The 14208-nt window shown below is 65.6% G+C and carries 13 protein-coding genes; 5 read left to right on the top strand and 8 right to left on the bottom strand.

Annotation, left to right across the window (positions count from 1 at the left end; all coding sequences use genetic code 11):
• Position 1: 1 nt before the first annotated feature.
• The 3 genes from ACLL97_RS21150 to ACLL97_RS21140 are packed head-to-tail and all read left to right on the top strand — an operon-like array spanning position 2 to position 2659.
• The gene (locus tag ACLL97_RS21150) at positions 2–1585 is read left to right on the top strand and encodes an amidase (RefSeq protein WP_411282467.1); all 1584 of its coding nucleotides are present in this window, start codon (positions 2–4) and stop codon (positions 1583–1585) included.
• Positions 1582–2064: a hypothetical protein gene (locus ACLL97_RS21145; RefSeq protein WP_411282466.1), complete on the top strand. Its 483-nt coding sequence runs from the start codon at positions 1582–1584 to the stop codon at positions 2062–2064. The genes ACLL97_RS21150 and ACLL97_RS21145 overlap by 4 nt, the downstream gene beginning before the upstream one ends.
• A 22-nt stretch (positions 2065–2086) precedes the next feature.
• Complete coding sequence (locus ACLL97_RS21140; protein WP_411282465.1) at positions 2087–2659, top strand: hypothetical protein; 573 nt, start codon at positions 2087–2089, stop codon at positions 2657–2659.
• On the opposite strand, the gene ACLL97_RS21135 is transcribed toward ACLL97_RS21140, so the two are convergent.
• Together ACLL97_RS21135 and ACLL97_RS21130 are read right to left on the bottom strand one after the other, a co-directional pair.
• Positions 2634–5636 (bottom strand): WD40/YVTN/BNR-like repeat-containing protein, encoded by a 3003-nt coding sequence (locus ACLL97_RS21135; protein ID WP_411282464.1) that lies wholly within the window; start codon positions 5634–5636, stop codon positions 2634–2636. The two genes, ACLL97_RS21140 and ACLL97_RS21135, sit on opposite strands and share 26 nt — an antisense overlap.
• 33 nt (positions 5637–5669) lie before the next feature.
• A complete protein-coding gene (locus ACLL97_RS21130; RefSeq protein WP_411282463.1) occupies positions 5670–6617 on the bottom strand; it encodes an alpha/beta fold hydrolase in 948 nt (315 codons plus the stop codon).
• 585 nt (positions 6618–7202) lie between these two features.
• Between ACLL97_RS21130 and ACLL97_RS21125 the strand changes: the two genes are divergently transcribed.
• Positions 7203–7511 carry a hypothetical protein gene (locus ACLL97_RS21125; protein WP_411282462.1) on the top strand — a complete coding sequence of 103 codons (309 nt, stop codon included), beginning with the start codon at positions 7203–7205 and terminating at the stop codon, positions 7509–7511.
• Positions 7512–7541: 30 nt separating this feature from the next.
• Here ACLL97_RS21125 and ACLL97_RS21120 read toward each other — a convergent pair whose 3' ends face one another.
• The 6 genes from ACLL97_RS21120 to ACLL97_RS21095 form a co-directional block, all read right to left on the bottom strand.
• Positions 7542–7865: a hypothetical protein gene (locus ACLL97_RS21120; protein WP_411282461.1), complete on the bottom strand. Its 324-nt coding sequence runs from the start codon at positions 7863–7865 to the stop codon at positions 7542–7544.
• A 5-nt stretch (positions 7866–7870) separates the two neighbouring features.
• Complete coding sequence (locus ACLL97_RS21115; protein ID WP_411282460.1) at positions 7871–8167, bottom strand: hypothetical protein; 297 nt, start codon at positions 8165–8167, stop codon at positions 7871–7873.
• 64 nt (positions 8168–8231) lie between these two features.
• Positions 8232–9242 carry a proline iminopeptidase-family hydrolase gene (locus ACLL97_RS21110; protein WP_411282459.1) on the bottom strand — a complete coding sequence of 337 codons (1011 nt, stop codon included), beginning with the start codon at positions 9240–9242 and terminating at the stop codon, positions 8232–8234.
• Positions 9243–9314: 72 nt separating this feature from the next.
• Positions 9315–11273 (bottom strand): LVIVD repeat-containing protein, encoded by a 1959-nt coding sequence (locus ACLL97_RS21105; protein ID WP_411282458.1) that lies wholly within the window; start codon positions 11271–11273, stop codon positions 9315–9317.
• 135 nt (positions 11274–11408) lie between these two features.
• Entirely contained in the window at positions 11409–11957 is a 549-nt protein-coding gene (locus ACLL97_RS21100; RefSeq protein WP_411282457.1) for a VOC family protein, read from the bottom strand.
• Positions 11958–12059: 102 nt separating this feature from the next.
• Positions 12060–13379, bottom strand: coding sequence for a hypothetical protein (locus tag ACLL97_RS21095; protein WP_411282456.1), 1320 nt, complete (start codon positions 13377–13379; stop codon positions 12060–12062).
• A gap of 149 nt (positions 13380–13528) precedes the next feature.
• On the opposite strand from ACLL97_RS21095, the gene ACLL97_RS21090 reads away from it, so the two are divergent.
• Positions 13529–14194, top strand: coding sequence for a DUF3047 domain-containing protein (locus tag ACLL97_RS21090; RefSeq protein ID WP_411282455.1), 666 nt, complete (start codon positions 13529–13531; stop codon positions 14192–14194).
• Positions 14195–14208: the final 14 nt, after the last annotated feature.

Genomic DNA, 14208 nt, shown 5'->3' with positions numbered 1-14208 from the left:
GATGTCACCCACTCGCCGCGAAGCCCTCGCGCAACTCAGCGCCTTGCTCGCGATGCCACTGATTGGCTGGCCCGCGCGCGTCAGCGATCCACTTTCTGGCACTATCATGCAGTATCAGGCGGGACGCCTTCGTGGTGATTTCTCCGCGGTAGCGGTGACCACGGAGGCGCTCAGACGGTGTCGCGCCTGGAATGGTGCGGTACGCGCGATCGATCAGCTGGCCGATACCGCTCTCGCCGAAGCGCGCGCCTCCGATGCCCGCGCACCACGTGGCGAATTGCTCAGCCCCCTCGACGGCGTTCCGATGTTCGCCAAGTCGATCTACGACATGAAAGGACTGCCTACGACGGCATCGAGTGCCGAGTGGGCGCGCCTCTTCCCCCTGCCGGCTACTCGCGACGCGCTTGAAGTGCAGCGGCTTCGCGCGGCCGGTGCCGTGTTGCTCGGCAAAACGGCTGCCGACGATTTTGCTTATCGCGGCAATGGCACCAGCTCACTCACGGGCCAGGTGCGCAACCCGCACGACCGCGCCGGATTGCGGACACCCGGTGGATCCAGCGCGGGATCGGCCGTGGTCGTGGCTTGCGGCATGGCGTTCGCCGCCCTCGGCACCGACGATGGCGGATCGAATCGCATTCCCGCCCAGTTCACCGGCGTGGTGGGCATGAAGCCGTCGTTCGGGCTCGTGCCACGCACTGGCGTGATTCCCACGTGGCCGTATCTCGATACACACGGCCCACTGGCGCGCACCGTCGCCGATGCCGCGCTCATGCTCGAGGCGATAGCGGGACCCGATGTGTCCGATGGCCTCGCCGATCGCTCGTCGTACACCCGCGGACGGCTCGGTGCGCTACGCGATGACGCCCTCAGTGGCGCCCGACTCGGATACGTGGAATTGCACATGCCCCGCGTGCAGATGACCGCTGAGTGTATCACGGTGTTCGACCGCGCGATCGACGATTGTACCCGCGCCGGTGCCGTTGTACAAGCATTCGAGCCGACCGTGGATCGTGCGAATGTACGCGACCTGTTCGCCACCCTGGCCAAAGCTCGCGGCGACGTCGCGCCCAACCACAACGCACCGGCCCCCACGGCCAACGCACTCCTGCGCTACTTCGCCCGACAAGGCGGGGACGCTGCGCGTAACGTGCAGCGTGGCTTCGAGGCCTTCCGTGCGTTTTATGACGTGCTGCCCACCGACTGGGATGCCATGCAGCAGCTCATCGTGCAGCCGTACGAGGAGGATGCCGCGAGCAAGTCGTTCGCGCGCTCGCGCGAGCAGGCCGTTGCGCAGCTGGCGGCTTCATTCGCCGCGCAGCGAATCGACGCCATGGTGTACCCCACGATGCCATTCGGAGCGCCAGCCGCGACCGATCCGTGGCCCGACGTGCGCACGGCGCTCGGCTACGGAAATTGGCTCGGGCTTCCCGAGGTCTCGGTGCCGGCCGGCTACGGCGCGAACGGCCTGCCGGCGGGCAATGTCTCGTTCGTCGGACTCCCTGGCAGTGATGCGCGCCTGCTCGCGTTGGCGCATGCCTATGAACAGCGTTCGCAGCGGTTCGTGGCGCCGCCGACTCCGGGATGATGCCGCGTGTAGTGGTGCGAACGCGCGCCATCATCTCGGTACTGCCGGTGATGCTCATCGTGGCCGCCGGCTGTCGCGGTGACGTCAGCAATGGGCCGCCGTCGGAAGGGCGTCTCGCGACGGGCACGTGGGGTGCCGACAGCGCCGGCGTGCTCGTGAACGACACGATCGCGCACGTGCATATCGGCTGTACCTTCGGCGATATCCCCGGTCGCGTGCCACTGGACTCCGAGGGTCGATTCACGGCCGCGGGTAGCTTCCGACTGCGTGCGTCTCCGGTCGCGGTCGGGCCGACGATGCCGGCCCAGTTCGTCGGTCGCGTGTCCGGGGCGAAACTGACCATCACCGTGACGGTCACGGACACGATCGCGAAAATGACCGTCGTTCGCGGGCCGGTAACGGTGACCTACCAGGTCGAGCCGCGCCTCCAGAACTGTCCCATCTGTCGCCTGCCGGGCGTAAGCGCCGCGCGCCGCTAGGCTCACCTTTACCTATCGGATCATGCGTACACGTTTTACCACACTGCTGTTGGCGTTGACGCTCAGCGGCTGCGCATCGACCTCGCGCACGCGCGTGCCAAACGTCGACCTACCCCGTACCGACGCCCGGCGCGCCATCGTCATGGCCGTCGTCGACTCGGCACTCGGTCACATCAACAGCGGCGACCTGATCGCACTTTCCGATCTCATGCTCCCCGAGGCCCAGTTCTTCCCCGCTCGCGAACAGACCGGTCGCGGTGGGACCTACACGGTGCGCACCGTGGCGGCGCAGCGCGCCGCGGGCAAGCGCGCGCCGATCATCGAGCGCGGCTACGATCCAACCGTGCGCGTCGCCGGCACGATCGCGAGCGTGTGGATGCCCTACGACCTCTGGGCCGAAGGTAAGTGGTCGCACTGCGGTATCGATCTGCTCACGCTCGTACAGGTGGGGTCCACGTGGCGCATTGCGAACTTCACGTACACGGTTGAGCAGCCGCCGGCGTGCCGGATGCATCCCGACGGACCGCCGCCGGGATACGCCCCGCCGAAAACGTCGGGACGCGCCGCCGCTACTTCGCCACCCACCGCGCCTTGAGCGCGGCATAGGCCGCCAATCGCGCCGTCGCCATTTGCACCATCACCGCGGTGGCCGGCGCGTCGCTTTCCTGCAGGGCGTCTATCACGGCCTGATGTGACGCGCCCACTCCGCCGAATGCATCCTGCCTGGCGAACGTGGTACGTCCACTCGAGCGAGCCTCGGTGGCCAGCGTCTCGGCTTCGCGCATCGCGTCGTACAGCGCCAGCGACAGATCGTGCTGCTGCCTGAGCGCGGCAGGCGACGTCTTCACCCGCGGGTCCATACGCACGGTGAATTTGTGGGACTGCACGGCACCATCGACCGTGACGCGGGCGGTATACACACCCGGCATCACCCACGGCCCCTCGGGCTCGCACTTCGTGTTGAACGGCGTTGCCGAGATCGGCAGAGAGCATTCGGCGCTCGGTCGCGCGTAGTGCAAGTCCCAGGTGACGCGCTGCAACCCGGCCTTCGTACTCGGTGCCGTGGCGGGTCGGAACCAGTAACGCGGCCAGTTGCCAGCGTCGGCGGGCGGCGGCGTGGGATCAGTGCTGGCGAACGTGCGCAGGACGCGGCCCGCCGCATTCAGAATCTCGAGCGACACCGACTGCGCATCGCGCGACAGGTAGTAGTCGATCATCGCACCATCAGGCGGATTCTCGGCTCGCGGTTCATCGGGCGGCACCGGTGTGTCGGTATACATCGAGTAGCGCACGCGCGTCGCGACCGGCGGCGCGAACAGCGTCGCCGGTGACGTGGCGGTGTTCTCATTCCATTGCCGTAGTGCCGTCGCGTTGTCGAGCATCCAAAAACCACGACCGTGCGTCCCTACCGCAATGTCATCGTCCTTGATGACAAGATCCCGGATCGAGATGGCCGGCATGTTCGCGCGCAGCGAGTGCCAATGATCGCCGTCATCGAGCGAGAACCATACCTGTGTTTCGCTACCAGCATACAGCAGGCCACGACGCTTCGGATCCTCGCGCACCACGTTGATCGGGGCATCCGTCGCGATGCCGCTCACGATCTCCGTCCACGTGCTACCACCGTCGCGCGTGCGGTAGATATGCGGCCGCAGATCATCGAGGCGTAGCGTATTCACCGCCGCGTACGCCGTGGTGGCACTGAAGTGCGACGCGTCCATGATCGACACCTTCCACCATGCACTGATCTGCGACGGGGTCACGTTGCGCCACGAGGCGCCACCGTTGCGCGTGAGGTGAATCAGGCCATCGTCGGTGCCGACCCACAGCGTGTTCGAGTCGACGTAACTTGGCGCGATCGTATACACCACACCACGTTGCGTGGGCGTGGCGGTCGGCGTGCGTGCATACTTGCCCACGCTGGCGGGCACGCTCCAGGTGTCGCGTGAGAGATCGTCGCTGAGCCGCTTCCACGTGGTGCCGCCGTTCACGGTGCTCCACACCACGTTGGTGCCGTAATACAGCTTCCGCGGATTGATCGGCGAAAACAGAATCGGCATGGTGCGGATGCCACGGAAATAGTCCGGTCCGCTGCCGGCCGCACCGCGCGCGCGCCCAATCGCCGGACTCACATTCTGCGTCTGACCCGTACGACGATCGAAGCGCGAAACGGTGCCGCCATACACGATGTCGGGATTGAGCGGGTCGGGCGCCACGTAGCTGTACTCGCTCGCGCCAACGGGGCGCCAATCACGAGAGGTGATACTGCCGTCGTCGCCGCGACTGCTCACGCAGGCCGAGCCCGATTCCTGCTGCCCACCGCACACGCGGTACGGCCACGCGTTGTCGGTGGTCACGTGATAGAACTGCGCTGTGCCCTGATTGTACCACGAGCTCCATGTCTCGCCGTCATTCACCGTAACCACCGCACCCTGATCGGCCACCAGCAGCATCGTGGTCGGCACCAGCGGATTGATCCACAGGCGCTGATAGTCGTCGCCCCCCGGTGCTCCTCGGAACGCGCTCCAGGTCACGCCCGCGTCCGTGCTCTTCCACGCGACCACGTTCATCGAGTACAGCGTGTTCGGATCGCGGGGGTCTACCGTCACGGCGGCGAAGTCATCACCGCGTCCGAAAATACGATTATCCGACGTGGTCCGCGTCCAAGTCGCACCGGCGTCGTCGCTCCGATAGAGACCGCTCGTGGCGCCGGCCGTGGCCGTCACGTAGATGCGCCGCGGGTTCGTGGGGCTGATACCGATGCCGAATCGTCCGAGCCCGTCGGCGGTGGTGGGTAATCCGCCCGCGAGTTGGGTCCACGTGGCGCCACCGTCGGTGCTCTTGAACAGCCCCGAGTTCGGTCCGCTCCACGCCGCGTTCTCCCAGGGCCCTTGCCGTGCTTCCCAGAGCACGGCGTACACCGTGTTCGGATCGGTCGGCGACAGCACGACATCGGCGCCACCGGTGTTCTCGTCTTTGTAGAGCACACGCTCGAACGACTGCCCGCCGTTCACCGAACGATAGATACCGCGCTCCGTGTTCGGGCCGTATGGGTGACCCAACACCGCCACGAACAGCCGCTCGGGGTTGGCGGGGTCGATCGCGATGCGCGGAATCTGCTGGCCGTCCCGGAGCCCCAGATGCGTCCAGGAGCGACCAGCGTCGTTCGAGCGATACACGCCATTACCCGTACTCAGATCGGGCCGCTGCAGCCCTTCTCCGCTGCCCACGTACAGGACGTTCGGATTGGACGGCGCCACTTCCACCGCGCCAATCGATCCGGTGTTCTGGCCGTCGAAAATGGGATTCCACGTGCGTCCGGCGTCGTTGCTCTTCCACACGCCGCCATTGGTGGGGGCCATGTAGAACACATTCGGCTGTGACGGCACCCCCACGGCGCTCTTGGTGCGGCCCGCGCGGAACGGTCCAATATGACGCCAGCGCGGTCCCTGCACGGCGCCGCCCGGAAACGTGGCTTGGGCCACCACCACGCGTGAGAGCGCCAGCATCGGAACAGCGGCAGCAAGCAGAAGCGCGGAGTGGGTGAGCCGACGGAAGCGGAGCACGAGCATCTCGGAAGAAGAAACAGAAAGGATCAGCAGGGATCACGGAAGGGCACGCGGGTGCGCGCGAAAGAACTCCTGCAGCTTCGCATGTACCAACGCCGACTGTTCGATGTGCGGCAGATGTCCCGCCGAGTCCACCGCAAAGAACTCAAGCGACGGCATGTTCTTTCGTGCCACCTCGGACAGCGCGATCGGCACCGTCTGATCCTGCTTGCCCCACACCAGCAACGCGGGGACGCCCGTCTTCCCCGCCGCGGCAAACAGCGCGCCGAAATCCGTGCGGCTCATCGTAACCGCACTGCGCAGCAGCGCCCGACCGAATCCGTCGTACCGCATCTGCGGCCGGTACTGCTCGGCCCACGTGGGGAACTGCTCCGGATGTAGAAAGTCCGATGCCTGCCCCTCGGCCATACCCGGCACCTGCGTGGTCTGCCAGATCCACGGGCCCACCATCGGCCACGACAGAAAGCCGGGCAGCACCCGCGCCGAACTTGCCGGATCGATCATCGTGAGCGTGCGCACGCGTGCCGCATGTCCGACCACGTAGTGCGACGTCACGAAGCCGCCGAACGAGAGCCCAACCAAGTCGATCGGTTGCGTGATGCGCAGCGAGTCCAACAGTTCACCGAGCTGCGCGTCGTACATCGCGCCGTCGTACGCCGCATCCGGACGGTCGGACCACCCGCGACCGAACAGATCGTAGCGGATCACGCGATAGCCGGCCGCGCTGAGCGCCGTCGACGTGGAATCCCAGATGTAGGATGGCACCGAAAAGCCGTGCACCAGCACTACCACGCGCCCCGTGTCCGGACCGGAAATGTCGTAGTGCGTCACACCGCCCGAGAGTGCCACGAACTGACCTGGTACGCCGGTGCGCGCGGCAGCATTCAGCGGCCCCTGCTCGGGGTTCTTCATGGCTCCATAGCCCATCAATCCGACGGCCAGCAGCACGAGTGCCACGAGAGCGAAGCGAACGAAACGGATCATAGTGTGCTGGGCTGAGAGAGGAGCGAGAGCAGATTCGGGAATATCGCGCCCGCGGGGGGCACCGTCCATCGCGATGGCATCTTGGCAGATGCCGCAAACCCTCAAACTGCGTGAACGCCAGGTGCTGACGTTGCTCGTCGAGGACCTTTCCGCCCCGGTGTTCGCTCTCAGCGGTCGCGCAGCGGCGGTCGCTCTCGGCCGACACCGTGCGGCGGTCCGTCAGGTAGCGGTATCGCGGGCTTGCCGTCTCGTCGCGCGCCGAAGCGATTTGCGTGGCGATGACGCGCGACCTGCTGGACGCGCCGGTTCAGCAAACAACAACCGTGCCAGTCGTGCGGTCGGAGCTCCGATATGCATACAATGCCGGCCTACACATTGCGGATTTGGTCGTTGGCAACGGTGCGGTCACGCCTGCTGTTCAGGCACGGCCTCGTCTCGCACCTCGAGCTCGCGTGAGAGCCGCCCGAGTACGTCGCGTTTTTCGAGCAGGTGGGACGCGTCGCACGCGTGATCCTGTTCGATTAACGCGGGGGTGGCGCGTCCGATGAAGCGCTCACCTTCGGTGGACCACTCACACAATCGCCGGTGCCGCTCACCTACGTGTGCACACTGACTGGCGAACAGGGCACCCGCACCGTGCGCGGCAGCGCGACGCTCACGTTTACCAGCCGCATCGCGGCCACACGCGCCGGTACATGGACGATGGAGAGAGGGACTAACGCGTACGCCACCACCACAGGCGCCGGCACACGCACAGGCGCTGCGAATTTCGGTGATCGCCGCCGCCGCCCACGCACGCGCGACCCGAGCCGCCATCCACGTCGTCGTCCGACACCGGCCCTTAAAGTTCTGGTCACGGCGCTCGTCATGATCGCTGGACAGCATGGCCGCTAGCACAAATCACGAGCGCACATTCCACGCGAACTACCGCCCCAACTTCGCGCGGAAGAACGCGACCGTTCTCGGCCACACCGCGGCGGCGGTGTTCGGCGTACTGCCGTCCTGCCCGCGAAGACAGCCCTGCCCCGCGCCTTCGAGAATGGGCGTCTCGTACGACTTGCCGAGGGAGTTCAGCGTCGAGTCGGCGGTTGGAATGGTCGCATTCATGCGCGCGGCGTTGCCACCGTGCAAGCCCACTACCGGCCCCATGGTCGCGTGCCAGGACGACCGTCCACAACCCCAGCCGAAGCCCACGATGCCGTACTTCGGCACGGCCGACGGCAGTGACAGACTACCGCACTTCGACACCGCGTTCAGAATGCGCGTGCCAATCGCCGGCGTAACCTGTCCGATCGCCGCCGCGATCCTGATCGGACGCCCGCGGCGGCGGCCGATGCCGAGATCCCTCCGGGCTGCTGCGCAAATGTTGTTCCCGGCATCATGGAGCCCACGCCGACGAGCATCGACGACGTCTCGTGATTGGCGTGCTCATCGGCGACCGGTGCCACTGTCGCCACAGGAGAAGCGACGGCGACCGGTCGGGCCCGTCCGGCAACGCCGCCGGAACCGGCGAGGGCCACGGCGGCCGTGAGACCAAACATCAGGCGCATGCGTGCTCCGAGGGGGTGTAAGGCAACCGTGCGCGAAACGCCGACACACGCGGCCGGCAAGAGGCTATCGCTTCGGCTTCTCGACCTCGGCCAGGAACGCTCGCACTGCCGCGACGTACTCCGCCGGCTTCTCACGCATGGCCGCGTGCGCTCCGCCCGGAATCACCACCAGCCGGGCGTCACGCATCGTCTTGCGGAATTCCTCGAGTGTGGTCGGGCGCGCTTCATCGAACTCGCCCGCGATGAATAACGTCGGCGCGGTAATCTCGTCCATATCCGCTGAGCGCGTCCATGACTTCAGCGAGCCATTCGACAGGAACTCGGTGGGTCCCCACATCTGACGGTAGATCGTGTCGTTCCCCCTCACGCCAGAACAGCGAGCGAGCGCCGCCGTCGGCAGCCGCTTCACGTGTCGCGCGTAGAACGAATCCGTGGCCGCGGCATACGCCGGTGAATTCAGCGTGCCCGCCTTTTCGTTTTCGTCGAGCACCTTCTGAATCGATTCCGGGAGCTGGTCGCGCAGACTGTCGGCGTCGGCGATCCACCGCGGCGTCGAGATGAGCGGACTGCTGAAGATCACCGACTTCACCCCAGTAGGCTTGGTGGCAATCATGTATTCGGCCGCCAGCGAACCGCCCCACGAGTGACCAAGCAGGTGGATGCTGTCGAGCTTGAGCGCGCGGCGTACGGCGTCCACTTCCTGCACGAAGCGCGGAAAGTTCCAGAGCGTCGTGTCGGTCGGATGCTCGGATCGGCCGGAGCCCAACTGATCGTAAAAGATGATCGGCCGCTCGCTGGCCAGTGGCGCCAGCACCTCGAAGCTACAGGATGTGCCACCGGGACCACCGTGCATCGCCAGCAGCGGGATGCCGGGACCGTTGCCGATCTTGCGATACCACACCTTGCCACCGGGCACATCGATCAGGCCTTCCTGCGACGGAAAGGTATCCGAAGCGGCCGCCACGAGAGCGCTGTCGGTCGCGGCGTCGGCCTTTGGAGAGCAGGCGGCGAGTCCACACGTGGCAGCAAGCGCACTGGCGACGACCACGCGGGATACGAGACAAGGAGAATTCATGGCTCGAACATGCGACGGTGGCCGCCGCTTGTCGAGCAAGCAGCGGCCACCGTGGTCCAGCAATACCAGCGATTACATCGCCAGAGCCTGCAGATCCTGCAGCGCCTTCTTCAACAGGTCCACCTTCGCCTGATCGCAGCTTCGGCTGCCTTCTACATCGGTCACGAGCTTGCTCAGCGCGCCGTTCCGCGCCGCGCCGTTCGACTTCTCGGCGTTCGCGATCTGCGACCGGATGTCACTGATCTTGGCTGGCGCGACACACCCCTTTCGCTCCAGCTGATCGGTGTACGCCTTCGCCAGCGCAAAGCTGGGCGGCCACGAGATCTTCGGCTGTCCCTGCGCGTTCAGGTAATCCCATTTCACCGTGTTGGCCGCATCGATCTCGTTCTGCGAGATGAACTCACTCGGCACCAACTGTGCCACGTCCATACCGCGCGCGATTTCCGAGCTTACAATGTTGCCGTTGTACCAGTACACGGACCACGAACCACCCATCTCCATGCGCGTGCTGTCCACTGGACCGCGGTCGAAGCTCGCGATCTCCTTCGGGTGTGCGCCATCGGTCCAGTCGAACACCGAGATGCCACCTTGATACCACGACTGCACCATCACGTCACGACCGGGGATCGGAATCAGTGAGCCGTTGTGCGCGACGCAGTTTTCGTTCTTGGTCTGGTACGTGGGAATCTTGTAATAGCTTTGGAACACGAGCTTCTTGTTCACGATCGCGAAGATCGCGTTGGCGCCCCACTCCGGCTTGTCGAGCGCACGGCACTTGGGCGAACCACCACCACCCCACTCGTCGCTGAACAGCATCTTCGTGCCGTCGTTGTTGAACGTGGCCGAGTGCCAGTAGGCGAAGTTTGAGTCGGCGACCGCGTCCAGACGTACGGGCGCCACCGGGTTGCTGATGTCAAGCAGGAGGCCGTGCCCTTCGCAAGCGCCACCCGCCAGTCCGAGCGCTGGGTACACCGTGATGTCGTGGCACTGCGAGCCTTCGTTCACCGACGTCGCCGCCGCCGGCGGCTTGTCCATCCCCTGCGCGGCGAGCATACGCGTCACGAAGGCGTTGACCACCGGGCGCGCTGCCGCGGTATCCGCCGCCGTCGCCACCGTCGCACCACGCGCTTTCATGATGCTGTCCAGCACCGGCTTCACGAACTGATTTGGCAGAACGACTTCTTCCTTCATGGCCGGAATCATGATCGTAAACGCGCCCTTTGCCTTGGCCGCATCCATGTCGGCCTTGTCGGCCGCCGATGCACCGTGGCTCTTCGCCGCGCCCAGGCCGGCGAAGATGTTTGCGCGACCGACTACCGCCGCCGCGGCCGGGTTGGCGAGCGGCACCTTGATGATTTCGATCCGCAACCGCGACGAGTTCGCCTCGCCGCTCGGCGCCGCGACGCACTCCGCCATCTCACCGGCCGGACGGATACCCGACGAACCCGATACATAGATGTACACGTTGTTCTTGTCCTTCGGATCTTCGAGCACGGTGTGCGTGTGTGAACCGCGGCACGTCTGCACATTGGCCACCAGCTTCGGCTCACGGATGTTCGTGATGTCGAAGATGCGCACGCCACGGATGCGATCCTTGCTCACGACATCCTTCACACCACCGGGCTTGCAGTCGATGCGGCCGTTCATGGCTTCGGCCGACATGAACATCAGATTCTTGTACACGCTCACATCGTTCTGCGACGCCGGGCACTCGTACGCCACCACCAGCTTCGGCGCCGACGGGTTGCTGATGTCCCACACCACGGGGCCGTTGTAATTGCCCTGAATAACGTAGTTGCCGGTGAACGCCAGGTCGGAGTTGGTTTCGCCGAGGAACCCCTTCGGCGACACGGCCTTGGCCACGATCTTGAGATTCGACGTGTATTCAGCCGCGTCGAACAGACCGGCCTTCAGGTTGTTACGAGGATCGCGCGCGGGCGACGGCGCGGTGACTGGCGTTCGTGGGGCGCAGGCGGCAAAGGCCGAGGCGGCGGCCACGGCCAGCACGGCGCGGATGGGAAGAGCGTGCATGCGGATTCGCGGGTGTCGGGTGGAGAGAACGTGCGGTTCAACGATACAGAAAGTCTATCACCGCCCAGTCGGTTCGGCAGGGCTATAAGGATCGTACGGCGTGGCGGGCGGATCGTTTCGCTTCGCCTGGCGGTGTCACTCCAGCCGGTCGCGCGTGGCCAGCAACTGCTCGATCGCGTCCGCCACGTGCCCCGCATCGATGTGATGATCCCCTCGTGCAAGCCGAAGCCGATACGCGGCCATCAGCACGTCGGCGTCGCGAAAGCCAGGTGGCGTTTCGAACTTGTAGCATGCGAGCTCGACTTTCAGTCCGTTCGGATCCCGCAGATAGATGGAATCCATGAAGCCGCGATCCCGCTGAATGAACGAGATACCGCGTTGCTCGAGCCGCGCCGGCGCCTGTTGAAACGTGGCACGTGACACGTTGAACGCGAGGTGCTCCACGCACCCGACTTCGCGCGGGGCCGCGCGTCCCGCGTCGGCGTGCGAGTCGTTCGTGAACACCGTAATCAGGCGTCCGTCGCCCGGATCGAAGTACAGATGATTTTCGGCCTCAAGCCCAAGATTGGGCTGCTCGAAGATGAAGGGCATCCCCAGCACGCCCTGCCAGAAGTCGATGGCGGACTGACGTGTCGAGCCCACGACGGTGATGTGGTGGACACCCTGAACCTGAATACGCTGCATACTCACTCCATCGAGACGGCGGACGTGGGCGGAAAGCCGGGACGTGAATCAGAGACCGCGAGCAGAGCGAGCCGAGCAATAGGTCAGGTGCCGCCGGCGCGTTCAGTCGAAGCAGGGCAACGAGTCTCGTGAGAATCGCTCACCACGAATCTGCAGTTCGCCCATCAGCGGGAGAATCATCGCCCCCTCAATGCGCATCGGCCGTCCTGCCTCCTGAATCACGCGTAGCGGCCGATTCGGAATAAATATGAACGGTGCATCACGGACGCGGGCGCGAATGGAATCCGGCAACGCGCGCAGGGAATCGGCTCTCTCGGCCGACGCGGCGCGCCGTCGTGCTTGCCAACGGTCGAGTTCATCGGCCGAGAAGAGCGCGTTGAACAAGCGTGCATCGATGCCACCCTTCCATTCACCGATGCCGTCGGCCGGCATCGGCCCGTGCCAATCGAGGTCGACATAGGCAATCGTCGCCCGATCGAACATATGACACGTGGCCGCGAGCCCCTCGAGCGTGACGGCGGCCGTCGCGCTCACATAGTACCCCTCGGGAACGCGAGGAACCCGTGCCGTATCGGGGATGCCTCGCATCGAACCCTGCATCGACGACACGGTGGCCGCCACGCGGAGAAACAGCGTGCGCGGTGGCAACGTGTCGAGCGTGACGTTCAGGCGAAAGGTGCCAGCGACCGGGACGCGCACCGCCCGTGCCCGTGCCGTTGCGAACTGCGTACGCGCGAGGTAGACAAACTCGGTGACCGGGTAGCGGCCGGCGAGCGTGGTGTCGGCCTTCACACGCGCCATCCACTGCATCGCCGCGAGCGTATCGGGGTCGCGAGCCTGCGGCGGCAACCCGTCGTAGAAGAGCAACAGCGACCGCGCGCTAAGCCGAGGCGCTCGCGAATACACACCGTCAACGGTGTTCGTACCCTCGGCGATATCGCGGTACGGTTGGAACTGGGTGCCAGTGACATCGAAGGTGGGAACGCCCTGCGCCCACTGTGCCTGCGGACGCAACCGTGCACGGAACAGGCCTCGGAGCGAATCCGGCAGCCAGCGTGCGCTCCGTCCCCATGCCACCGGCCGACAGTCAGCGGCATAGTCCCATGGCACGAGCACCACCTCACGCGTGTCACGCGGCAAGGCCCTCCGTGCGCGATCGCCCAGACGGTCAACGCGCACGCGCTGTCCGAAAGCCGTACGGGGCGCCCCCGATCCCGAATGCCCCATCGCGACGACCGGGGTACGCAGTCCGTTGCCCGCGACTACCGTGTCGGCCAACGGCGACCCGAGGAACGCGATCATGAGCGGGTCGTTGATTCCCCACGGTGCCGCCAGCGAACACGCTTCGGCCGTGTGCGCGATCGCGATGAGGAGCGAAGAAATTGCAGCGCCGCGAAGCGCCCAGGCCGATCGTGTCTTCATCGATGCGTCTCATTGAGGTGACAATCGTCTTTGCCTACGCTACCGGTACGACGCCGCACCCGTCAAGCATTGCACAATCGGGCTTCACCGATGTGTTACCGTGCGCACACCACGATCGCCAGCACGACCCTTCGAACCCACGCCAACGCATGAATCGACCATCGATCGGTGGGTGCTCACTCCTCCTCGCCGCCATGATCATGGTGGAACCGGTCGACCTGCTTGGCCTTCGCGCCGTCCAGGTTGGGGGCGGGCTGCCGCCGGCGTGGACCGCGATTCCGGTGCGGCGTCAGCGTTCCCCGGTGGCCACGGTGCTCGATTCGGCCGACACACGGTTCGTGCGGCTCGCCGGAACGGGGCGGGCGGGATGGTTCGTCAACCGGCTTGCCGCCCCGGTCGCGCCATCGGCCACGCGACTCGCCGTCTCGTGGCGCGTGCTGGTCGCTCCCCGGGGCGCCGATCTGCGGGCGGCCGCTACGGACGATGCCGCGCTGCGGGTGTTTGTCGTGTTCGCCATGCAGGGGCCGTTCGAGCGGACGCCGCGCACACTGTTTTACTCGTCCGGTGCGGCGGAACCGTCGGGCTACCACCGGCCCAGCTTTCAGTCGCGCGCGCTGCATGTGATCCGCCTTGCGTCGGACGTCTCTTCGTCGTTGTGGATGGAGACCGAACTCGATCCGTTCAGTGACTATCAGCGAATCTGGGGCGGAAAGCCGCGCGCCGTCGTTGCCGTAGGTCTGATGCAGGATACCGAGCAAACGGGCAGCACGGCCATGGCCGACGTGCGTGGGCTCGCGTGGACGCCACGGCCGTAGTTCACACAATCACG

This window comes from Gemmatimonas sp. (genome assembly GCF_046594945.1).
Lineage (GTDB): Bacteria > Gemmatimonadota > Gemmatimonadetes > Gemmatimonadales > Gemmatimonadaceae > Gemmatimonas.
The sequence above is the reverse complement of the archived record's forward strand: the minus strand, read 5'-3'. Positions and strand labels throughout refer to the sequence as shown.